This is a genomic window from Yersinia enterocolitica subsp. enterocolitica, assembly GCF_901472495.1.
GTDB classification, from domain to species: domain Bacteria; phylum Pseudomonadota; class Gammaproteobacteria; order Enterobacterales; family Enterobacteriaceae; genus Yersinia; species Yersinia enterocolitica.
On the sequence record NZ_LR590469.1, the window covers coordinates 3,235,153 to 3,257,318 of the forward strand.

The window sequence follows — 22,166 nt, forward strand, 5'->3', positions numbered from 1 at the left end:
TAAGGAAAAGTTATTCCCCGGGAAACAAAAAGGGATTAATACTGCTACGGGCAAACCCTTCGCCTTCCATCTTGGCATCAAGAATCAACGAGGCCAAATCATCTGCCACCGCTTCTACCATCGGGTCTTTTTCCTGATATAAGATTTTCAGGTAAGTGCCACAATCACCACAACTTTCCGCTTTCACGGCGGCTAATTCGGTGTCTAGCGACCAGTAGTTCAAATCACGGGTCTGCTCACAATTACTGCATTTAATCCGCACCACATGCCACTCGCTTTCACACAAGTTGCAGTGCAAATAACGTAAACCGTTTTGCGTACCGATATGTACCACACTGGAAACCGGAATACTGCCGCACACTGGGCAGAATTGGCGATGTTCACCATATTCAGCCCGCGCTTTGCCAGGAATTTGGCTCGCCATCTGCGCCCAATACAAGGATAGCGCAGCCCAGATAAATGGCGCTTTTTCGCTGCCAATCTGTGCAAACTCGCGGTTTAACAGTGCATCTGCGTACAATTCCAACTCATGTACTGATGCCTTATCCAGATTATCCAGCACCGCCACGATATGGTCGGGGGCATCATGGCGTAACTCGGCAATCAATGCTGATAACAGCTTGCGCCAGTGATCCGTGCGCGGAAAAACACTCAAATCTAGCGGCGGTTTACCACTGGCCGCAGATTGTGCCAACTCAGCCTGCATATCCAATACCAGCGGATGGTCATGCAGCGCTTTTTGCTGCGCTTGGGTAATTTTGGCAGCAAAATCCAGATAGTCAGCCAGTGGATTATCCAGCGCTAACTGCTGTAAACGTTCGGTGCGCCGGGTATACAGGCTTTTTAAATTCGCGAAAAGTAACGGCGGGATATTCCCCGCCGTTGTACCTTTTTCGCTCTGTTTACCTAATTGATCTTTAGGGACAATGCGAATACTCATCAGGGTTTCTCTTCCTGTTTGTTCTGAAGCTGCCTTTTGGCATTGACCTCGCGATACCAACGCGGATGGTGCTTTTTAGCCCATGCTGCGGGTACCCAGCCTTCTACCATCGCGGTAATGGTGCCTTTCACCCACAGGGCGGCATAAATATGCACCATAATCACGATAATCAATCCTACCGCGGCCAACGAATGCACCAACAGCGCCAGACGAATCAGTGGGATCGGGAAAGAGGGCGCAAAATAAGGCCGCCAAATTACCACGCCACTGGCCAGCAATAACACCAAGCTGATAATAGCAGCCCAGAATACGCATTTCTGACCAAAATTATAGCGCCCCGTGTCACCCACTTCCTCATTCATGGCAATTTTATGGATATTTTTAGCCCACTCCAGGTCTTCCTTGTTGATCAAGTTATGTTTCCAGTAACGGAAAAACATGATGAGGAAGGCAGCGAACATAATCACCCCAGCGAAGGGGTGAAGGATGCGCGCCAACTGCGGCGTACCAAAAATATTCATCAACCAGTTAAATGATGGGAAGAAGAACCCCAGACCACTGATGGCAGCTAATATAAAACAAAAAGCCACTATCCAGTGATTGATTCGCTCCGGCGCACTGTAGCGCTGGATACGCTTTTCTTTTCTCATTTCCGCGTCTCCCCGTCGTCTGAGTGTTCAGCGGTGGTAGGCTCAGGAGCCTTGGATGCAGTATCGGAAGGCGCGGAATCCGGTTTATCGTCTTCGTTCTCTTCTTCTTCAACCCGGTTCGGGCCGACACCCACGTAGTGGAAGATACTGGCGGCAAAGGTCGCGGCAAAGCCAATCGCGGCCAGTGGTTTCCAGATGCCTTTCCAGAAAGTGACCGTCGGGCTGATGGTCGGGTTCTCCGGCAAACCATGATAAAGCTGTGGTTTATCCGCATGATGCAGCACATACATCACGTGGGTGCCCCCAACACCCGCTGGGTCATATAACCCGGCGTTATCAAAGCCGCGCGTTTTCAGTTCGCTAACCCGGCCGGCGGCCACTTCTTTCATCGCTTCTTTGGTACCAAAGTGAATCGCTCCAGTCGGGCAGGTTTTCACACAGGCAGGTTCCTGACCTACACCGACGCGATCGACGCACAGAGTACATTTGTACACCCGATTGTCGTCTTTGTTCATGCGCGGGACATCAAACGGGCAACCAGCGATGCAGTAACCACAACCGATACAGTGCTCTGACTGGAAGTCGACAATACCATTCGCATACTGAATGATAGCGCCTTCTGACGGACAGGCTTTCAAACAGCCCGGATCAGCGCAATGCATGCAGCCATCCTTACGGATCAGCCACTCCAGCTTGCCGCTCTCTTCGTCTTCAACTTCAGAAAAACGCATTACTGTCCATGACTTGGCGGTTAAATCGGCAGGGTTATCGTACACCCCGACGTTATGGCCCACTTCATCACGAATGTCGTTCCACTCCGAACAGGCCACCTGACAGGCTTTACAGCCGATACAGGTGGTGACGTCGATAAGCTTGGCCACCTCTTGCTGGTGGTTACGATCCTGTGGCGGCGGCGTAAGGGAATTGGTGCCAGAGCGCCGGATAATGTCTTGAGTTTGCAGTGACATAGGTTCTCTCCGTTACACCTTTTCCACGTTGACCAGGAACGCCTTAAACTCTGGCGTTTGCGTATTAGCATCACCGACAAACGGTGTCAGGGTATTGGCAATAAAGCCTTTTTTCGCCACCCCTTCGTAACCCCAGTGGATCGGGATACCAATAGTGTCAACTTCCTGCCCATGAACATTCAGCGTACGAATACGTTTGGTCACCACTGCCTTGGCTTTGATGTAGCCGCGGTTGGAGCTGACTTTCACGGTATCGCCCTGCTTAATGCCCTTTTTCGCCGCCAGTTTTTCGCCAATTTCCACAAACTGTTCTGGCTGAGCGATAGCATTGAGCAGCGCATGCTTAGTCCAGTAGTGGAAATGCTCGGTCAGACGATAAGTGGTGCCGACATACGGGAACTGCTCATGAGAACCCATTGCAGCCAGGTCATCTTTAAAGACGCGCGCAGCTGGGTTGGATATCACATTCGGATGCAGTGGGTTAGTGCCCAGCGGCGTTTCGAATGGCTCATAGTGTTCCGGGAATGGCCCTTCTGCCATTTTGTCGATGGCAAACAGACGCCCCATACCTTCAGGCTGCATAATGAACGGCCCGACATCACTACCCGGCGCGGCAGCGCTGTAATCTGGAATATCGACGCCGCCCCATTTGGCACCATCCCACTCCAGTAACTGGCGTTTCGGATCCCAAGGTTTACCCTGAGGGTCAGCGGACGCACGGTTGTACAGAATGCGACGGTTAAGCGGCCATGCCCATGCCCAGCCCAGCGTATTGCCAAGACCTGATGGATCAGCATTATCGCGCCGTGCCATCTGGTTACCGGCTGGTGTCCAGCTACCGGCAAAGATCCAACAGCCACTGGCGGTAGTGCCGTCATCGCGCAGGTGAGCAAAGGTGCTGAGCTGCTCGCCCTTTTTGACCAGAACTTTGCCATCGGCATCGGTAATATCGGCCAGCGCTTTACCATTGCTTTCTTGTGCCACTTCTTCTGGCTCTGGATTGTCTGGCGTCAGATAATCCCAGGTCATATTGAGCACCTGCTCTGGCACTGCACCACCTTCGCGGCGGTACATATCACGCAGACGACTAAAGATACCGGCCAAAATAGCGCCATCGTTCAATGCTTCGCCCGGCGCATCAGCACCTTTCCAGTGCCATTGCAGCCAGCGGCTGGAGTTAACAATAGAACCGTTTTCTTCAGCAAAACAGGTGGATGGTAAACGAAATACCTCCGTTTGAATTTTCGATGGATCGACCTCGTTAAATTCACCGTGGTTTTGCCAGAAATTCGCGGTTTCAGTATTGAGCGGGTCAATAGTCACCAAGAATTTCAGTTTCGACAGTGATGCCACTACTTTGTTTTTGTTCGGGAACGATGCGACCGGGTTAAAGCCCTGGCAAATATAGCCATTCACTTTGCCCTGCGACATCATTTCGAAATACTGCAAGACGTCGTAGCCTTTATCCCACTTAGGTAACCAGTCGTAGCCCCAGCCGTTCTCTTTCTGGGCTTTATCACCGTAGAAACTTTTCATCAGGCTGATGAAGAATTTCGGGTAATTACTCCAGTAGTTAACCTGGCCCGGTAACAAGGTTTTCGGGGTGTTAGCCTTCAGGTATGTATCAATATCCGGCTGCTTTTCTGACGGCAAATTCAGGTAGCCCGGTAAGCTTTGTGACAGCAAGCCCAGGTCAGTTAAGCCCTGAATATTAGAGTGACCGCGCAAGGCGTTAATACCGCCCCCTGCCATCCCCATATTGCCCAGCAGCAACTGGATCATCGCCATAGTGCGGATGTTCTGCGCACCAACCGAGTGCTGTGTCCAGCCCAGCGCATACAGGAACGTGGCAGTTTTATTGGACGCACTGGTTTCGGCGAGATATTCGCAAACCTGCAAGAAATCTTCTTTTGGCGTACCGCAGATGTTGGAAACCACCTCTGGCGTGTAACGGCTGACGTGTTCTTTCAGCAAGTTCCACACACAGCGCGGGTCTTGTAATGTGACATCGCGTTTGGCAAAGCCGTTTTCATCCAACTGGTAATTCCAGGTGGTTTTATCGTATTTGCGGTTTTCGGCGTCATAACCACTGAATAAACCCTCATCAAAGGTATAGTCTTCCCGCACCAGCAAGCTGGCGTTGGTATAAGCTTCGACGTATTCGCGATTAATTTTGTTGTTGGTCATCAGATACAACAACACGCCGGACAGGAACGCAATATCGCTACCGGAACGGATGGGCGTGTAGAAGTCAGCCACCGATGCAGTACGGGTAAAGCGTGGGTCTATCACCAGCAACTTGGCATTGTTGTGGATTTTGGCTTCCATCGCCCAGCGGAACCCCACCGGATGCGCTTCTGCCGCATTACCGCCCATGACGATAATTAAGTCTGCGTTCTTGATGTCAACCCAGTGGTTGGTCATCGCACCGCGACCAAATGTTGGAGCAAGACTTGCTACCGTTGGTCCGTGTCAGACACGTGCTTGGTTGTCTACGGCAAGCATGCCGAGAGCGCGACTAAATTTCTGGGTCAGATAACCCGTCTCATTACTGGATGCAGAAGCACACAGCATACCGGTACTCAGCCAACGGTTGACGGTCACGCCCGCATCGTTGGTCTTAATGAAATTAGCGTCCCGGTCTTCTTTCATCAGCTTGGCAATGCGGTCAAATGCATCATTCCAAGTGATTCGCTGCCATTTGTCTGAACCTGGCGCGCGATATTCTGGGTATTTCAAGCGGCTTTCGCTGTGAATAAAATCCACCAGCCCCGCACCTTTAGGGCACAGCGCACCACGGTTGACCGGATGATCCGGGTCCCCTTCAATGTGGAAAATACTCTCTTTGGCGTTTTTAGCACCATCGCCGAGGCTATACATCAAAAGCCCGCAACCGACGGAGCAATATGTGCAGGTATTCCGCGTTTCACGGGCGCGCAGCAACTTATAATTGCGCGTTTCCGCCAGCGCCACCGACGGCGTAAAGCCAAGTGCCGCGACCGTGGTTCCTGCCATACCGCCAGCGCAGATCTTAAAGAACTGCCTTCTGCTGACCTGCATGGGTCTCTCCTTCATTCATTGTCACATTGTATGAATTTAAAATTCAGTTCGCGCTTCCCTCAACAAAACCAGAAGCGCTAAAATCGCTGACGCAATATCACCTTTATCGGTGTGGGATACATTTCTATATAAATGGAATTATACCCATACCATTCTTAATGTGAATGTTACCACATTGTGATTATGGGTTATAACTTTCAGGGCCGCATAGTGAGCCAGATCAAACCTTCAGATATTGACCTCTCCACCGAAATTTGCGGTGCCAGGCAACTTAACGTGCTACAGCGCCATCACATGGCAGAACCGCAATTGGATTGGCTGGCAGAAGAAGTGCCGGTAGCGCTGGTATACAACGGCATTTCTCATGTGGTGATGATGGCGACCCCTAAGGATTTAGAGGCTTTCGCGCTGGGGTTTTCGTTGTCAGAAGGCATTATTACCGCGCCACAAGAAATCTATGCCATTGATGTCACACCCAGCTGTAATGGCATAGAAGTTAACATTGAACTCTCCAGCCGCCGTTTTGCAGGTTTAAAAGAACGCCGCCGAGCTATGGCTGGCCGCACTGGGTGTGGAGTTTGTGGTATCGAACAACTGGACGATATTTTCCGCCCCATCGCCCCCCTGCCTTTCACTCAGACCTTTAATTTGAATCAACTCGATAATGCGCTGGCACAGCTCAAACAAGTGCAAACAGTGGGTCAACTAACCGGCTGTACCCATGCTGCCGCCTGGATTAATCCTCAAGGCGAATTATTAGGTGGCTGTGAAGATGTGGGTCGTCATGTGGCGCTGGATAAGCTGCTGGGGGTTCGAGCTAAACAGCCGTGGCAGCAAGGCGCGGTGCTGGTTTCCAGCCGCGCCAGTTATGAGATGGTGCAGAAAACGGCTATGTGTGGAGCCGAGATTTTATTTGCTGTTTCAGCTGCAACAACCTTAGCAGTTGAGGTAGCCGAGCGGTGTAATCTCACCTTGGTTGGCTTCAGTAAACCCGGCCGGGCAACGGTGTATACCCACCCAAATCGGATTCAGGAATAGAAAGACCACACAATAAGTACGGCATTGATAATCATTTTCAATATCATTTAATTAACTATAATGATCCGAATGCTTACGCGGTGCTTACTTTTTTTGTGCCGCCCTACACCTACGGAGACGATGATTATGAGTTACTCACTGCCATCCCTGCCTTATGCTTATGACGCCCTGGAACCACACTTCGATAAGCAGACGATGGAAATCCATCACACCAAACACCACCAAACCTATGTTAACAATGCAAACACGGTGTTGGAAAGCTTCCCTGAGCTGGCTAAATTCAGTGTTGAAGATCTGATCAAAGATCTGGACAAAGTCCCGGCTGAAAAACGTACCTTTATGCGTAATAACGCCGGTGGCCATGCTAACCACAGCTTGTTCTGGAAAGGCCTGAAACTGGGCACCACCTTAGCCGGTGACCTGAAAGCGGCTATTGAGCGCGACTTCGGCAGCGTTGACAGCTTCAAAGAGAAATTTGAAGCTGCTGCGGCAACACGTTTCGGTTCAGGCTGGGCCTGGCTGGTACTGAAAGACGACGGCAAACTGGCTGTTGTTTCGACTGCTAACCAAGACAGCCCGCTGATGGGTGAAGCTGTTTCTGGCGCATCAGGTTTCCCAATTGTGGGCCTGGATGTGTGGGAACACGCTTACTATCTGAAATTCCAAAACCGCCGCCCAGACTACATCAAAGCATTCTGGAACGTGGTTAACTGGGACGAAGCAGCCGCGCGCTTCGCTCAAGCTAAGTAACGAAAGCAGCTACACCCTATAGCTTCAAGTTCGAAAGATATATGCCAGCAAGGCCCTCTTGCTGGCATTTTTTATTGCTAAAGTTTAGTCAATTCTTGCCGATAGAATGTACAAGAAGGTCACTGGTACTCATGGATATTAAGTCCATGAACTATAACCCTAAATAATTCGAGTTACAGGAAGGCGGTCAACGCACATGCAACTTGAAGTATGACGGGTATTGCGTTTGGGAAAAGCACTCTTGCCAAGGCTGCCCCACATACCGCCAGTTCCCCGAAATCCTCTAATAATTAGACCTCCCCAAACTCACCTACGCTGATTGATTTGCAGCAAAAACACCGTACAACGGAGAAGAACATGGCAGCATTTAGCAAAGTTTTTGGTCACTTTGAAAACGTGAAAGTCGGTAAAAAGCTGGGGTTAAGCTTTTTCCTGATGTTGTTATTGGTTGGGATCATCGCTGGTACCACCGCATATCATTTCTCCGTCATTGAAGAACATGCTTATAAAGTCGATTTGAGCTACAAAATTAATGATGAGGCTAATCAGGCGAAATATAACCGTGCGTTATATGAACGTACCTATGACCTGCAATATATTAAAGAAAACTCTCAACATATCAATAATATAAAAAATCTATTAACTCAAAGCGAAAGCCTTGGCTGGTCGGAAAACAACCGCAAGACAATCAGTAGCATTGCCGATGTGGTAGACGAATATCTGCAACAACAGAGCAATTTTGTTAATGCGGTGGCTCATAAGGACGATGTACGCAAAAGTTGGAATATTTCTGAAACCCAGAAGAACCTCAATGAGTTACAGCAAAGTTTGCTTAATGAGGGTGCTGATACCAACACCCAGATTCTGCTGGCGGAAATGAACCAAAAGTTAATGACCGTGCGCTATAACGCGCGAGGTTTATTACTGGATCGCAACCAGGATGCAGAGTCTTCATTGATTACCTCAATCAATATTGCCAACAGCGCGGCGAATGCTTTCATGCCGGTGCTATCAGCCGATCAGCAAAAACTATTAGCTCCAGTCATTTCCAGTCTCAGTATCTATAAAGACAACGTATTAGCCTATTTACCGGCATATCAGCAAGAGCTGGAAGTGGGTAAAGTGATGGAAGAGAATGCCAATGAATTAAATAAGTTGGCGACGCATTTGTTCACTCAAGAACTGCAAGGTACTCATGATGAAATCAATAATGCGCAATTGCAGCTAGCTATAGCAGCTATTGCGGCCCTGATATTGGGTTTACTGATTTCATGGCGCATGACCCGCCAGATTACTGTGCCACTGCGCACCACATTGGCGATGGCCGAGCGCATTGCCACTGGTGATTTAACCGCAGCAACCACCTCCAATCGTACGGATGAACTGGGCCTGCTGATGAATGCCGTCGCCCGAATGAATGAAAACCTGCGTGCCATGATTGACGAAATTCGCATTGGCGTCAGCCAGGTGTCTCATGCCTCCGGCGAGATTGCCGCTGGCAATACTGATTTATCATCCCGAACAGAGCAACAAGCAGCTGCGGTAGAAGAAACTGCCGCCAGTATGGAGCAGTTGAATGCTACGGTTAAACAGAATGCTGATAATGCCCACCATGCTAATCAGCTAGCGACGGAAGCATCACAAACCGCGCAGCAAGGCGGCAAGCTGGTTAACGATGTGGTACGCACCATGAACGATATTTCCGGCAGTTCTAAACGCATTTCTGAAATCACCTCAGTGATTAACAGTATTGCTTTCCAGACTAATATTCTGGCGCTGAATGCCGCAGTTGAAGCGGCGCGCGCCGGTGAACAAGGCCGCGGTTTTGCTGTGGTCGCGAGCGAAGTACGTAATTTGGCACAACGCAGTGCACAGGCAGCAAAAGAAATTGAAGGGTTGATTGGAGAGTCGGTGTCTCAAGTCAATGCCGGTACATCGTTGGTACAAAATGCGGGTCAAACTATGGAAGATATTGTCCGCTCAGTGACCCATGTACGCGATATCATGGCTGAAATTGCCTCTGCCTCAGATGAACAAAGCCGGGGTATCACCCAGGTGAGTCAGGCTATCTCGGAAATGGACAGCACCACTCAACAGAACGCCGCATTGGTGGAAGAGTCTGCCGCTGCCGCTGATTCACTGGCAGAACAAGCTATCTTACTGGCACAAGCGGTTGCCGTGTTCCGCCTGTCCGAAGCAGAAACTGAATCTGTTCAAAGCGAAACAACCACGCCACGGGCAACCACTCCACGCCCAGCGCCAGAGACGAACCGTAGCCAACAGCAGGATAACTGGGAAACCTTCTGATTCTGCGTTAAACCATGGAGCCCTGCCGTCAGGCAGGGTATTCTGAGTCTCCCTTCTGAACGCAGACAAGGAGAGCAGATGAAATATCCACAGGTTTATATCGGTAAAATCGAGCCTTACAGCGGCAGTTCCCCAAGTGCCATTGGCAAACGTCAGGTGCAGGGCAGCATTATGCTCACATCTCTGGGTCTGGAAGGGGATGAACAAGCCGAAACTCGCTTTCACGGCGGCCCGGATCGGGCGTTATGCCACTACCCACGCGAGCATTACGCTCACTGGAGACAACAATTTCCTGAACAGGCTGAGTTTTTTTCCGCTCCGGCTTACGGCGAGAACATATCGACCCTCGGCATGACTGAACAAAATGTCTATATGGGGGATATTTACCGCTGGGGTGAAACACTCATTCAGGTGACACAACCGCGCTCACCTTGCTACAAACTCAACTTCCATTTTGCTATCGAAGATATGTCGGTGTTGATGCAGCAAACCAGCTACTGCGGTTGGTTGTATCGTGTGATTTCACCCGGCAAAGTCAGTGACGGTCATCCACTGGAGCTATTAGCGCGCACCAGTGATATCAGTGTATCGGAGGCCATTGCTATTGCCTGGCATATGCCGTTTGACGAAGAACAGTATCGCCGCTTGTTGTCAGTATCTGGATTATCCGCCAGTTGGAGCAAAACCATGCTGACCCGTATTTCGCAGGGAAAGATAGAAGATTTTAATCGGCGGTTACTGGGGACTATCTAGGGGTTGGGACTCTGAGGCTAGTCGTCATAGAGTCCGGTCTTCTATTCTCAACTTTTTGACTCTTTCAAATTCTCCAATATTATTAGTGACTAATATTGCGCCAACAGAAATAGCATGCCCTGCTATGGCGGCATCATTTCCACCAATTGATGTCCCCTGCTTTGCCAGCTCAACCTTAATATTAGTCGTGGCATTAACAGCTGCGGTATCCCACGGTAAAATAGCATCTAACCTTTTTACAGATTCATCAACTAAATAATTATGATTTGGAGATGCTTTCTTACCTATAGCGCCAAACCGCATTTCTGAGTATGTAATTGCTGAGACAACTATTTTATTCTGATGCTCAATACACTGTTGTAGTTTTATAATTAATTCTGCTGGTCGTTCCCGCATAATAAAAGAACAAATATTCGTATCAAGCATATATAATTTTTTGATCATAACTCGAAGCGCCCTTCTTCGATAACATCCTGTCTTTCGGCAAGAAAATCATCATCTGCCTTATCTTCATCCATGAATGATACCCATGTCGGGCGTATGGGTCGTAAAATAATACTATCACCGTCTCTGAGTATTTCCAGCTCGGTCAAGCCATCAAAATCCATATCTTTTGGCAAACGAATTGCTCGATTCTGCCCATTTTTGAAAATAGATACCGTTCTCATATTTTTACTCCTGATGCTCGTGTCATTAAAAACACCAGCATATGCTAAGCATATGTCAGGAGTGGCGTCAGAGCTAAAAAACAAACCGGATGGCGGCCATGCCACACACCCGGTTATTTCGAAAGTCGCAATCACAGACTGCTGACAACCCCCAACGACTCGATCTTGCAAGGTGAGGACAGGTAGAAGAGTAAAGCGTCCGCGCCACGGATGGCGCGGCTCGAGCCCCCAGGAAAGGGTTTACGGCGTCTTTACGATCTGCCTATTTTCACCGTTACGGGCACTTTGTCATTAACCGCAATCAGAACGCTTTTTTGGCGTAACCAGTCACTTCTTTCAGGCCCATCTCGCGGCCTAATGCTGTCATTGGGTGAACCACCACAATACCGCGCACTGCTTTCTTCAAAGTGCCCATATCAGCCTGTTCTTTTTTGGTGATGGCACGACTGAAGGGCAGTTTAGCCAGCTTCTGGGCTTCAGCACTCAGGTTTTTAACCCTGACTTCTTTCAAGCGCTGGATTTCGGCCGCCAGTTTCTCTTTTTCTTTCATATGCTGTGCGATTAAATCCACATTACCCTGCTGAATAACAGTTGGATCTTTGTGATTCAGCGCATCCAGCATATCGCTTAGACGTTTGATTTCTGCATGTTCTTTCATAGTATTGGCCCGTACATGCCGCTAATGGGCACGATATTTCGCTAAAGTTGGAGATAGGATAGCACTGATTGTGCATCAAGATGGATAGTGTATCAGGATGCATCTCTTTCGGCAGCAGCCTCCTGAACCGGCCGCCACTGCATTCCGGCCGGTAAACCACTCATTTCACATGCGACCGCCCCTAATCGCTCCAACGCCCCAGTATAACGGCTATTAAATGGATAACAGCAGGATAGGCGAAATGCATGACGATAGCGGCCACTAGGTGAATAAAGTGTCCCCGGCGTCAGGCAAATCTGCTCTTGCAGCAATTGATGGAACAGCGCCACGGTATCGACGCTATCAGGGAATTCAACCCAAAAAACAAATCCGCCAGCCGGCTGTGTCACTGTAGTTCCACGTGGGAAGTTGCGGGTTATCAGTTGTTGGGCTTGCTGTACTTGCTGCGCATAACGACGGCGCAAGCTACGCAGATGGTGATCATAGCCACCAGACTCAAGGAACAGTGCCAGAGTCTCCGACAACAGCATCGGCTCCGCCATCGACGATACTGCTTTTAGTTTGTGCAGTGCTTCAGCGAAACGCCCACCATCAATCCAGCCGATACGGAAATCCGGTGCCAGCGTTTTGGTAAAACTGGAGCAAAACAGCACCCAGCCGTCACGATCAAAGGCTTTAACTGCCGGAGATAACGTCGAGCCAAATTGAATTTCAGCATACAAACCATCTTCAATTAATGGCACTTGGTGATCGTTCATCAGCTGTGCCAATCGTTTTTTGGCGGCGAGCGGCATGGTATAACCCAAAGGATTCTGCACCGTCGGCATAGCAATCAGTGCATTCAGTCGCCCTTCTTCAAGCAACAACTCCAGTACATCCAATGAGATACCTTGCTGTGGATCGGTTGGAATCTCCACCGCTTTCAACCCGAGGCTTGCCAGCAATGGCATCAGATAGAAATAGGTCGGTGATTCCAGCCCGACACAATCCCCGGGTTTGGTGGCCACCCGTAGCGCCAGTTGCAGCGCCTCCATACACCCATGGGTAATGGTGATATCTGCCGGATCTGCCAACATGCCCAACGTCATGGCGCGGCGGGCAATTTGCTGGCGTAGGCGCTGGTTGCCGGGTGGCAGCGCATATTGACTGATCAACTGCGGCTGACGGCGTAACAAGGAGGCCATGATGCGGCCCAGCTTGGCGCTGGGATAGAAATCGCCAGTCTGCGGGCAAGCCAACGAGATATTGGTAAAGCGCGGATTTTGTTGTGCAGCAAACACGGTATCAATCAAATCCAGCACTTCGTCTACCGGTTTGCCCACTGTGGCCGTTGGCACCACGGCGGTTGACGGGCTACAGACATAAAAACCCGACTGCGGGCGCGCTTCAATCAGGCCACGGTCTTCCAGGGTGCGATACGCCGCCACCACGGTATTGATACTGACCTGATGGCTCTGCGCGTAACCCCGCACCGAGGGCAAGCGGCTCCCCGCCAGGAGACTGCCATTCTTAATGGCTTGCGCCAGATTGTCAGCCACTTGTAAGTAGCGAATTTCGTTCATAACAAGGGACATGGTGACAGTTCTCCACAGGATCAATGGGTACAGTTTAGTGTCATGCAAACTGTACCCATAACAATAGATAACTTCTGCTTCTGACGCCATCACGGATTGATCTTTATGCTGAATCTCTTGATAACATTAATAGGATCTCCCCCCATGTTGGACAGTGCTTTCATCAGTTACGTCACCGTGATGTCGATAACCCCAGGTCCGAATAACCTGTTGTTAGCCGCTTCTGGCGTTAATTTTGGCTTACGCCGAACTTTCCCGATGATGTTGGGGATTACCTTTGGTTGTGCACTGCAATGCGCATTAATGACCACGCTATTGGCATTTATCCTCAGTTGGGTGGGAGTTGTCCGTCTGCCTTTGGTGACATTAGGCGGTGGCTATTTACTGTGGCTCTCATGGAAGATTTTTAATTCCGGCACCCCCAATGCCAAGGATAGTAAGCAACCTATGGGCTTTATTCAGGGGGCATTATTTCAGGCCATAAATCCAAAAGCCTGGTTGATGGCAATGAATGTCGCCATCTTATTCACCCCTCGCGAAGGGGCGACGCTCAACCATACCCTGCTGATTATGACCGGCTTTGCATTGTTAAATCTGCCCTGCGTCGCTGTTTGGGCAGTGATGGGGGATCAATTGCGCCATGCGCTGCGCGTCAATTGGAAGCTGCGGTTATTTAATGGCGTGATGGGTGGCTTGATGGCAATAACAGCATTATGGCTGTTGGTCGAAGAATGGCTCAGTGTCTTTAATCATTAAACATGGCCAAGCGGCGAGAGTTTTGAAACTTGTTTTTGACTGATGCGGGAGAGTAATTCAGTAATCGATAGCACCATAGTGGAACGCACCATCTGCTGATAACGCTGGCGTTGCATGGCAATCAGCGAAGCATCGGCTTCATCTGGGCGTAAGAATGTTGGTACTGGTGGCAGCTCAGCAACACAATGCAATTCACCAAATGGCCCGAGGATTTCGTCATCGGTAAAGCGATACTCGGTGCCATCATGGTTTAGCTCTTCACGCAGCGCCATTAATAACTCAGCATCTTCATACTCATGCCGGGTGATGACGCCCAAAGCATAAACCAACTTCAATCGTACGGATAACTCACCTAACGGCCCATCCCCGACCAGTAATGGCTCTACGGCATATTTCACCGCATAGTCATCTTTACGAAAAACCTGCACCACGAGAATGTTTAACGCTTCTGCCAATAATTCGACAGCAGCCATCAAGAAACTCCGAACGGTCTTCCCCGCGTTCAGATGTTCCAGTACCCGATTCTCAAATGCCTGTGTTTTCTCAATCATCGTTTGTCACTGGGGTGGTTTCAGATTATCGGGCTAACAAAGGATAAATACCGCGTAATCCGACACGGTATTTATCCCCTAACGCAAACGCGTTTTGTTCATAACGAAACAGAATCAGTGCGCCAGCTTGTCCTGCATGGCGTTATACACACTCACCGCCTGTTCCACAACCTCGCTATCAGCTGGCAGTCCGGAAATTTGAGCAAGAGTGGCTTTCGGCCCTAACTTAGCCAGTAATTCAACCAGCTCCTGTGCTTGCGGGTCTTGCTCACTGCGGTAGCTCATCGCAGCCGCAATGCCGGTCACCAGGTTATTATGTGGCAACTGATACTCCAAAGTCCCCAATAGCGGTTTGATCAATCGATCACCGGCACTCAGTTTACGCAGTGGCTGACGACCAACACGCTCAACATCATCGTGCAGATAAGGGTTTTCAAAACGGGAGAGAATTTTTTCGATATAAGCGGCGTGTTTCTGTGGATCAAACGCATAGCGCTTAATCAGCACCGCACCACTCTCTTCCATCGCACCTTTCACTGTCTGGCGTACCGCAGGATCAAGGATGGCATCACGAATGGTTTGGTGACCGGCAAGCTGGCCCAAATAAGCGGTAATAGCGTGCCCGGTGTTCAAAGTGAAGAGTTTACGCTCCACAAAGGCCATCAGATTGTCAGTCAATTCCATACCCGCGATTTGCGGTGGCTGCCCTTTAAACTGGGTGCCATCAACAATCCACTCGCTGAATGTTTCTACTGTCACAGCCAGAATATCGGTACTGCCTGCTTCTGATGGCGGCACAATGCGGTCTACCGCAGAATCAACAAACCCAACATGTTGCTCAACCCATGCCTGCTCACTTTCTGGCAAGGCAGCAAAAACCTGCTGCTTCAACTGGCTGGTGCCACGCACCATATTCTCACAAGCAATAATATTCAGTGGGCGGGTATTACCTTGTTGATGACGGGTAACCAAACCTTGTGCCACTGTGCCTGCGATGCGGGCCAGAATTTGTGGGCCAACCGCGGTGGTGACCATATCCGCTTGTGCAATCAGTTCCACCACTTCCGGGCTACCACTGTTGACGGCGCTAACATTCTTCACTTCTTCAACACGGGCTTGCTCACCCACCACATTGACCTGATAACTCTTACGCTTATTCAGCTCATCCAATAGCGGCTGATTAACATCTGCGAAGGTCAGTTGTGCACCGGCATCAGCAAGAAGTTTACCAATGAAGCCCCGGCCAATGTTACCTGCGCCAAAATGTAATGCTTTCATATTCGTTACCTTTAACTGTGTGGCTGTGAAAGGGCCGCGTACTCCCCACGGCCCTATACTCGTCATACTTCAAGCTGCATGTGCGTTGGCTGCTCTCTCCATCCCGAATCATTGACTCAAGTCAACTCATCGGGATTTATTCGCTTGCCGCCTTCCTGCAACTCGAATTATTTAGAGTATGTTCAGTTATGACTGGGTGACTTTTTCCACTCAGTGACTTTTTACCGTCAAGCTATTTTTTTCCGCCCAATAAATCCAACACTTCTTGTACGCTGGTCGTTTTGCTTAAGCGCTCAATGACAGAGTCATCGTCCAGCGCGTTGGTCAGGCTAGTAATGACATGAATGTGCTCATTGTTACGGGCAGCAATACCAATCACCAAGCGAGCCACTTCGTCTTCTTCATCGCCAAAGCGCACACCTTCAGGGTATTGGCAGAACACCACCCCGGTCTTCAGTACACGATCTTTAGCTTCAATGGTGCCATGTGGCACGGCGATAGATTCGCCCAGATAAGTGGAAGTCAGTTTCTCACGTTCCAGCATCGCTTCAACATATTCAGGCTCAACATAGCCGCCTTTCACCAACTGCTCACCGGCAAAGCGGATAGCCTGTTCTTTGGTTGTCGCATGTTGGTTCAGGAAAACGTTCTCCGCACCCAGTTTGAATAGATTGGCCTCTGATGGCTCAAAGCTATCATCCAGTTTCTCAATCACTTTCTGGACAGTTTCTGCACTGCTGCTGGCTTCAACCAGACGAGCCGTCAGGTTGGTATACAACTGACTGTCGAGGAAGTTGGTCAACGAAATATGCTGTGCCTGCGGCGCATGACGCATGGCGCGCTCGGTCAAATCACGGTGAGTGATCACCAAATCTACATCTTCCGGCAAGTTGTTAATGGCGCAGTTGGTCACAGAGATGTGCTTCAAACCGGCATCCAATACTTTCTTACGCAATACACCGGCACCCATCGCACTGGAACCCATACCGGCATCACAAGCGACGATAATTTTACGCACTGTGCTCAAGTCGCCCGCAGCAGCGGCTGCATTGGCTGCTTGTGCGCCTTTAGATTGCGCTTTCATGTCTTGCATACGACGAGTGGCATCTTCCAGGCTGTCTTCTTCGTCGTCTTTGACTTTAGAGGTTTTCAGCAGGATGGCGGAGACCACGAAGGACACGGCAAATGCAGCAGCAACCGCGGCAATGTTGGCAAAGTAAGCACCTTTAGGTGTCATTGCCAATACCGCCAGGATAGAACCAGGAGAAGCCGGTGATACCAGACCGCCGTTCAACACAGTCAGAGTGAACACACCTGTCATGCCGCCCAGAATTACCGCCAGCAATAAGCGTGGGTTCATCAGAACGTATGGGAAATAGATTTCGTGGATACCACCGAAGAAGTGGATGATAGCCGCGCCGCCAGCAGATTGCTTGGCGTTACCTCTGCCGAAGAACATGTACGCCATCAACACCCCCATACCTGGGCCTGGGTTAGCTTCGATCAGGAAGAAGATAGACTTACCGGTTTCAGTCGCCTGTTGGATACCCAAAGGAGAGAAGATACCGTGGTTAATCGCATTATTCAGGAACAGGATTTTGGCCGGTTCGACGAAGATAGACGTTAGTGGCAGCAGGTTAAGCTGCACCATGATATGCACGCCTTTCGCCAACACTTGGGATAACACTTCTACCAATGGGCCAATTGCCATGAAGGCCAAGATAGCCAACAGCATACCGATGATACCGGCTGAGAAGTTGTTAACCAGCATCTCAAAGCCGCTTTTGATTTTACCTTCAACCCAGCGGTCAAAGTGTTTGATTGCCCAGCCACCCAGTGGGCCGACAATCATTGCACCGAGGAACATTGGCATATCCGCACCAACGATAACCCCCATAGTAGTGATGGCGCCAACCACGCCGCCGCGATCTCCACCCACCAAACGGCCACCGGTAAAACCGATCAGCAATGGCAGCAGGTAGGTGATCATCGGGCCAACCAGTTTGGCTAGTGTCTCATTCGGCAGCCAACCCGTTGGAATAAACAGTGCGGTGATAATACCCCAGGCGATAAATGCGCCGATGTTGGGCATAACCATATTACTGAGGAATCGGCCAAAATTTTGAATTCTGACCTTTGCGTCTGGTGAAAACATAAAACACCCCTATTGGTACGCGCTAACAATAAGAGCGCGATATAATTGTTTTGTTGAGGCAGTTCTGCAAAACCCGCCGGTGTTATCGAATACAAACACGCTGTATGCAAAACAAACTCTAGCATGCTCTTTTACTCACGCGTAGCTCACCTATTTTATGTGACACAAATCACACAAAAGCACCCACTACAGGGGGCAATTTAGTGATTAAGATCACACTATTTGGGTGTAATAAAGCCACGGGGGATAATTTTTAAGCTAAAAATGACCATTATAGTGATTTAAATCACATTTTTATAATGGTCATTTGTTTTGAAAATGTGATGTTAATCACAAGTTATTTTTGTTCGCGGAAGCAGGATGAGACATTCATCCACCCAATACATCGATATTGAACCACCGCCAGATAAATGTGTAATAAAACAACAGGAGGAGGGAGGCACACGATTGGAGCGGGTTTCGGTTGATATTCGATTTGTTTTCATTGCTGGCTTTGCCGCCTCAACCGAGCAGGAGGGCAAGCCGGCCCTCCTGCACCTGCGGCTTGCGCGAAATATTGCCCTACGGGTAAACCGTCTACGTCTTTCGGGCTGACGAGCCAGCGCGATTCGCTCCTGCTCAAGCGCGCTTTTCGCGGCCGTCCATGGCCGCTCACTCGGCCCTCCATCCTTGTCGGCAATATTTCTGATTGCGCTCAAGGTCAAAAGAGAAAATCAAAACCATAGTCTTTAGGTTTTGAAGTTTAAAAGCACATTTGAGCCGCCGAGTGAAGAATGTAGCAAGGGGAATCCGGCATGGACGCCGGATTTAGGCGTCACGCGGAAGGACCCGCGTAAAGCCGTCCCGCCAGCGTAATGATGAATCGAGGGCACCCACGCAGTGGGCAGGTGATTCGTGCGCAAGCGCGGGGTTCCAAGGGGGTCACGCGCTTGTGACCCCTTTGGCGGTTGAGGCTACGGAGACAAGTTAATCACTGAACTCATGTCAACCGAACCGATCACCAAATCAGCCAAAACCATCACTGCATGACACTCATTACACTCTTCTGTGCTGCCATCATCGCCGGATACTTGGCGACCAGATTAGCCATCATCGCGTTATATTGTGCCGCTTGTTGTGCAGTTTGGAATTGAACCCCACCATTATTGAAAGTGACTTGAGTCCCCTGCTGTTGCAAGAAATCCCCAACCTGGGCCAGATCCTGCACAAAGGCAGAAACCACTGGAACCGCCGGAATCAACACATTGGTCGGCTGAGTGACCACATTATCAAAGACTTTATTAAACACCACTTTCAAGTCGTCTGGCTGCTTCAATGCTGCCACAGCACTATCCGCCTGTGTTTTGGCTGTGCGAATTTGCTGCACTAACAGATTTAAAGCACCCGCTGACTGCTGCAATGCATCACGTTTATTGAGGTAATCCTGAGCGACACGAATCTCATTGATTTGTGCGATAGCGGGCGTCAGGCTGGCATCCACAGACTTACTGAGTTGCTGGGAAAAAGTGACTAAAATCGCATAATCGCTGACATAAGGGCCAAACTTCTGCTTTTGATCTTCACTCAGCGTTGGCAGTTTCATCCCACTGCGCATCACCGTGTTTTGCAAATAATCAATAAAAGCCTTACGTTGTTCTGGTTCTTTATCCCCACAGGCAGTTAATTGGAACACTACCAATAACGCCAGCAATGGCGCTAACCAACGTGAATATCGGGCCGTATTCAGTGCAAAAGTCATGTGAAACTACTCCTATGATAAGTACTTATTTTCACAACATCCTATTCTTATCACCCAACTCCAGTATTAAGAATAGCTAAGGGGAGCGATATACCCTTCTTACTTGAGGTTGCAGGGGTGTTCGCCGCTCTCACTTACCCGAATCACTTACTTGAGTAAGCTCATCGGGATTCGCTCGTTTGCAGCCTACCTGCAACACCAAATTCTTTGGGTAACTACGCTCCCCTATTGCCAAGCAAGAACAGGATTACTGCAACAGAGAAATATCAGCAACCTGCAAGAACAACTCACGCAGTTTACTCAACAATGTCAGTCGGTTAACCCGCACGGCATCATCTTCATCCATCACCATTACGCTTTCAAAGAACTCATCAACCGTTTCCCGCAGCGCCGCCAGTTCAACCAGTGCTTCCTGGTATTGACCTGCCGCAAACACCGGTTCGAGCTTATCGCGCAACACCACCAGATGTGTTGCCAGCTTCAACTCTGCCGGTTCTTTTAACACAGAAGCACGAACGTGGTCATTCAGCTTATCAGTGGATTTCGCCAAAATATTCGACACACGTTTGTTCGCTGCAGCCAGTGCCGCAGCCGCGTCCAATGTGCGGAAATAAGTTACCGCTTTTACCCGAGCATCAAAATCAGCTGGACGGGTTGGGCGGCGGGCCAATACCGCCTGAATGGTATCAACGCTATGACCTTCATCCTGATACCAGGCACGGAAGCGGCCCAGCATAAACTCAATCACTTCATCGACCACTTTGGTGTTGGTCAGCTTGCTACCATACAGGCGCACGGCCTCTTCGGTCAGCGTTTGCAGATCCAGCGGCAAATTCTTCTCAACGATAATACGCAATACACCTAGTGCAGCGCGGCGCAGAGCAAATGGGTCTTTATCGCCTTTCGGATGTTGACCGATACCGAAAATACCCGCCAAGGTGTCCATTTTATCGGCAATAGCCAATGCGCAAGCCACCGGATTTGACGGCAAATCATCACCGGCAAAACGTGGCTGATATTGCTCATTCAGCGCGACCGCAACATCTTCAGCTTCACCGTCGTGACGAGCATAGTGCATCCCCATCACACCTTGGGTATCAGTGAATTCGAATACCATATTGGTCATCAGATCGCACTTGGACAGCAAACCGGCACGAGTGGCATGATTAACATCGGCACCAATCTGGGCGGCAACCCACCCGGCCAGCGCCTGAATACGATCAGTCTTATCGCGCAGGGTGCCCAATTGCTGTTGGAACAGCACGGTTTCCAGGCGTGGCAAATTGTCTTCCAGGCGTTTTTTACGGTCAGTTTTAAAGAAGAACTCCGCATCCGCCAGACGTGGGCGCACCACTTTCTCGTTACCCGAGATAATCTGTTGAGGATCTTTCGATTCGATGTTGGCAACAAAAATGAAGTTGGGCAGCAAGTTACCCGCAGTGTCGTAAACTGGGAAATACTTCTGGTCACCCTTCATGGTGTACACCAGTGCTTCCGCTGGAACTGCCAGGAATTTCTCTTCAAATTTGGCGGTCAACACCACCGGCCATTCAACCAGCGACGCCACTTCTTCCAGCAAACTTTCACTCAGATCAGCAACACCGCCAATCTTCTGTGCGGCTAATTCTGCATCACGCTTAATGATAGCTTTGCGTAATTCATAATCAGCGATAACTTTACCGCGTTCCTGCAAGACTTGCGGGTATTGATCGGCATTATCGAGCGTAAACTCAGGTTCCCCCATAAAGCGGTGACCGCGAATAATACGATCTGAATCGATACCTAATACCGTGCCAGGAATGACTTCGGAACCTAACAGCATAGTCACGGTATGAACCGGGCGAACGAATTGGGTGTCTTTATCACCCCATCGCATCAGCTTAGGAATAGGCAGTTTGCTCAGTGCGGTATTGACCATCCCCGCCAGCAACAACTGCGCTGATTGACCTTTGACATGCGCGCGATACAGCAGCCATTCGCCTTTATCGGTAACCAAACGCTCTGCCTGATCAACAGTAATACCACAGCCGCGCGCCCAACCCTCAGCCGCTTTGCTTGGTTTACCTTCAGCATCAAATGCTTGCGCGATTGCCGGGCCACGTTTTTCGACTTCACGATCAGCCTGAGTCGCACTTAAATTAGTGACTTTTAACGCCAAACGGCGCGGTGCGGCATACCAAATAACCTCACCGTAAAGCAAGTTGGCGTTATTGAGCTCAGCCGTAAAATTGGCAGCAAAAGATTCGGCCAGAGAACGAAGAGCCTTCGGCGGCAACTCTTCCGTGCCGATTTCCACCAGGAAAGTCTGTTGAGTCATGACAG

General features: G+C 49.8%; 18 protein-coding genes. 5 read left to right on the forward strand and 13 right to left on the reverse strand.

Translation table 11 applies throughout. The features are described 5' to 3' along the window. Positions 1-10: 10 nt before the first annotated feature. The 4 genes from fdhE to fdnG are packed head-to-tail and all read right to left on the reverse strand — an operon-like array spanning position 11 to position 5,618. Positions 11-940: a formate dehydrogenase accessory protein FdhE gene (gene fdhE, locus FGL26_RS15410; RefSeq protein ID WP_005161934.1), complete on the reverse strand. Its 930-nt coding sequence runs from the start codon at positions 938-940 to the stop codon at positions 11-13. Continuing rightward, on the reverse strand, positions 940-1,590 hold the full coding sequence (gene fdoI, locus FGL26_RS15415) for a formate dehydrogenase cytochrome b556 subunit (protein ID WP_005161937.1): 651 nt from the start codon (positions 1,588-1,590) through the stop codon (positions 940-942). The genes fdhE and fdoI overlap by 1 nt, the downstream gene beginning before the upstream one ends. Further along, positions 1,587-2,558, reverse strand: a complete 972-nt coding sequence (gene fdxH / locus FGL26_RS15420) for a formate dehydrogenase subunit beta (protein ID WP_005175035.1) — start codon at positions 2,556-2,558, stop codon at positions 1,587-1,589. Before fdxH ends, fdoI begins: the two co-directional genes overlap by 4 nt. A gap of 12 nt (positions 2,559-2,570) precedes the next feature. Further along, the gene (gene fdnG, locus FGL26_RS15425) at positions 2,571-5,618 is read right to left on the reverse strand and encodes a formate dehydrogenase-N subunit alpha (RefSeq protein WP_102990199.1); all 3,048 of its coding nucleotides are present in this window, start codon (positions 5,616-5,618) and stop codon (positions 2,571-2,573) included. Between the two features lie 183 nt (positions 5,619-5,801). On the opposite strand from fdnG, the gene fdhD reads away from it, so the two are divergent. From fdhD to yiiM, 4 genes are all read left to right on the forward strand, one after another. Beyond that, the gene (fdhD, locus tag FGL26_RS15430) at positions 5,802-6,656 is read left to right on the forward strand and encodes a formate dehydrogenase accessory sulfurtransferase FdhD (RefSeq protein ID WP_032908854.1); all 855 of its coding nucleotides are present in this window, start codon (positions 5,802-5,804) and stop codon (positions 6,654-6,656) included. 126 nt (positions 6,657-6,782) lie between these two features. Next, positions 6,783-7,406, forward strand: a complete 624-nt coding sequence (gene sodA, locus FGL26_RS15435; protein ID WP_032908852.1) for a superoxide dismutase [Mn] — start codon at positions 6,783-6,785, stop codon at positions 7,404-7,406. 357 nt (positions 7,407-7,763) lie between these two features. Next, on the forward strand, positions 7,764-9,713 hold the full coding sequence (locus tag FGL26_RS15440; protein ID WP_005175054.1) for a methyl-accepting chemotaxis protein: 1,950 nt from the start codon (positions 7,764-7,766) through the stop codon (positions 9,711-9,713). Between the two features lie 78 nt (positions 9,714-9,791). After that, entirely contained in the window at positions 9,792-10,466 is a 675-nt protein-coding gene (gene yiiM / locus FGL26_RS15445; protein WP_005175061.1) for a 6-hydroxyaminopurine reductase, read from the forward strand. Between the two features lie 24 nt (positions 10,467-10,490). On the opposite strand, the gene FGL26_RS15450 is transcribed toward yiiM, so the two are convergent. The 4 genes from FGL26_RS15450 to FGL26_RS15465 form a co-directional block, all read right to left on the reverse strand. Beyond that, positions 10,491-10,910, reverse strand: a complete 420-nt coding sequence (locus FGL26_RS15450) for a type II toxin-antitoxin system VapC family toxin (protein ID WP_005175063.1) — start codon at positions 10,908-10,910, stop codon at positions 10,491-10,493. Beyond that, positions 10,907-11,134, reverse strand: coding sequence for a type II toxin-antitoxin system VapB family antitoxin (gene vapB, locus FGL26_RS15455; protein ID WP_005175070.1), 228 nt, complete (start codon positions 11,132-11,134; stop codon positions 10,907-10,909). Before vapB ends, FGL26_RS15450 begins: the two co-directional genes overlap by 4 nt. 301 nt (positions 11,135-11,435) lie before the next feature. Continuing rightward, complete coding sequence (locus FGL26_RS15460; RefSeq protein ID WP_005161962.1) at positions 11,436-11,792, reverse strand: YibL family ribosome-associated protein; 357 nt, start codon at positions 11,790-11,792, stop codon at positions 11,436-11,438. A 92-nt stretch (positions 11,793-11,884) separates the two neighbouring features. Then, positions 11,885-13,366: an aminotransferase-like domain-containing protein gene (locus tag FGL26_RS15465; protein ID WP_032903210.1), complete on the reverse strand. Its 1,482-nt coding sequence runs from the start codon at positions 13,364-13,366 to the stop codon at positions 11,885-11,887. Between the two features lie 144 nt (positions 13,367-13,510). Between FGL26_RS15465 and FGL26_RS15470 the strand changes: the two genes are divergently transcribed. Further along, positions 13,511-14,122: a LysE family translocator gene (locus tag FGL26_RS15470; RefSeq protein WP_005175072.1), complete on the forward strand. Its 612-nt coding sequence runs from the start codon at positions 13,511-13,513 to the stop codon at positions 14,120-14,122. On the opposite strand, the gene FGL26_RS15475 is transcribed toward FGL26_RS15470, so the two are convergent. The 5 genes from FGL26_RS15475 to glyS form a co-directional block, all read right to left on the reverse strand. Next, positions 14,119-14,673 (reverse strand): MltR family transcriptional regulator, encoded by a 555-nt coding sequence (locus FGL26_RS15475; protein WP_005161972.1) that lies wholly within the window; start codon positions 14,671-14,673, stop codon positions 14,119-14,121. The two genes, FGL26_RS15470 and FGL26_RS15475, sit on opposite strands and share 4 nt — an antisense overlap. A 114-nt stretch (positions 14,674-14,787) precedes the next feature. Further along, positions 14,788-15,951: a mannitol-1-phosphate 5-dehydrogenase gene (locus FGL26_RS15480; protein ID WP_005175073.1), complete on the reverse strand. Its 1,164-nt coding sequence runs from the start codon at positions 15,949-15,951 to the stop codon at positions 14,788-14,790. Positions 15,952-16,183: 232 nt separating this feature from the next. Then, entirely contained in the window at positions 16,184-18,106 is a 1,923-nt protein-coding gene (locus FGL26_RS15485; protein WP_005175076.1) for a PTS mannitol transporter subunit IICBA, read from the reverse strand. A gap of 1,018 nt (positions 18,107-19,124) precedes the next feature. After that, positions 19,125-19,844: a DUF3053 domain-containing protein gene (locus FGL26_RS15495; RefSeq protein ID WP_005175086.1), complete on the reverse strand. Its 720-nt coding sequence runs from the start codon at positions 19,842-19,844 to the stop codon at positions 19,125-19,127. Between the two features lie 247 nt (positions 19,845-20,091). Further along, on the reverse strand, positions 20,092-22,161 hold the full coding sequence (gene glyS / locus FGL26_RS15500; RefSeq protein WP_032908850.1) for a glycine--tRNA ligase subunit beta: 2,070 nt from the start codon (positions 22,159-22,161) through the stop codon (positions 20,092-20,094). Positions 22,162-22,166 lie beyond the last annotated feature (5 nt).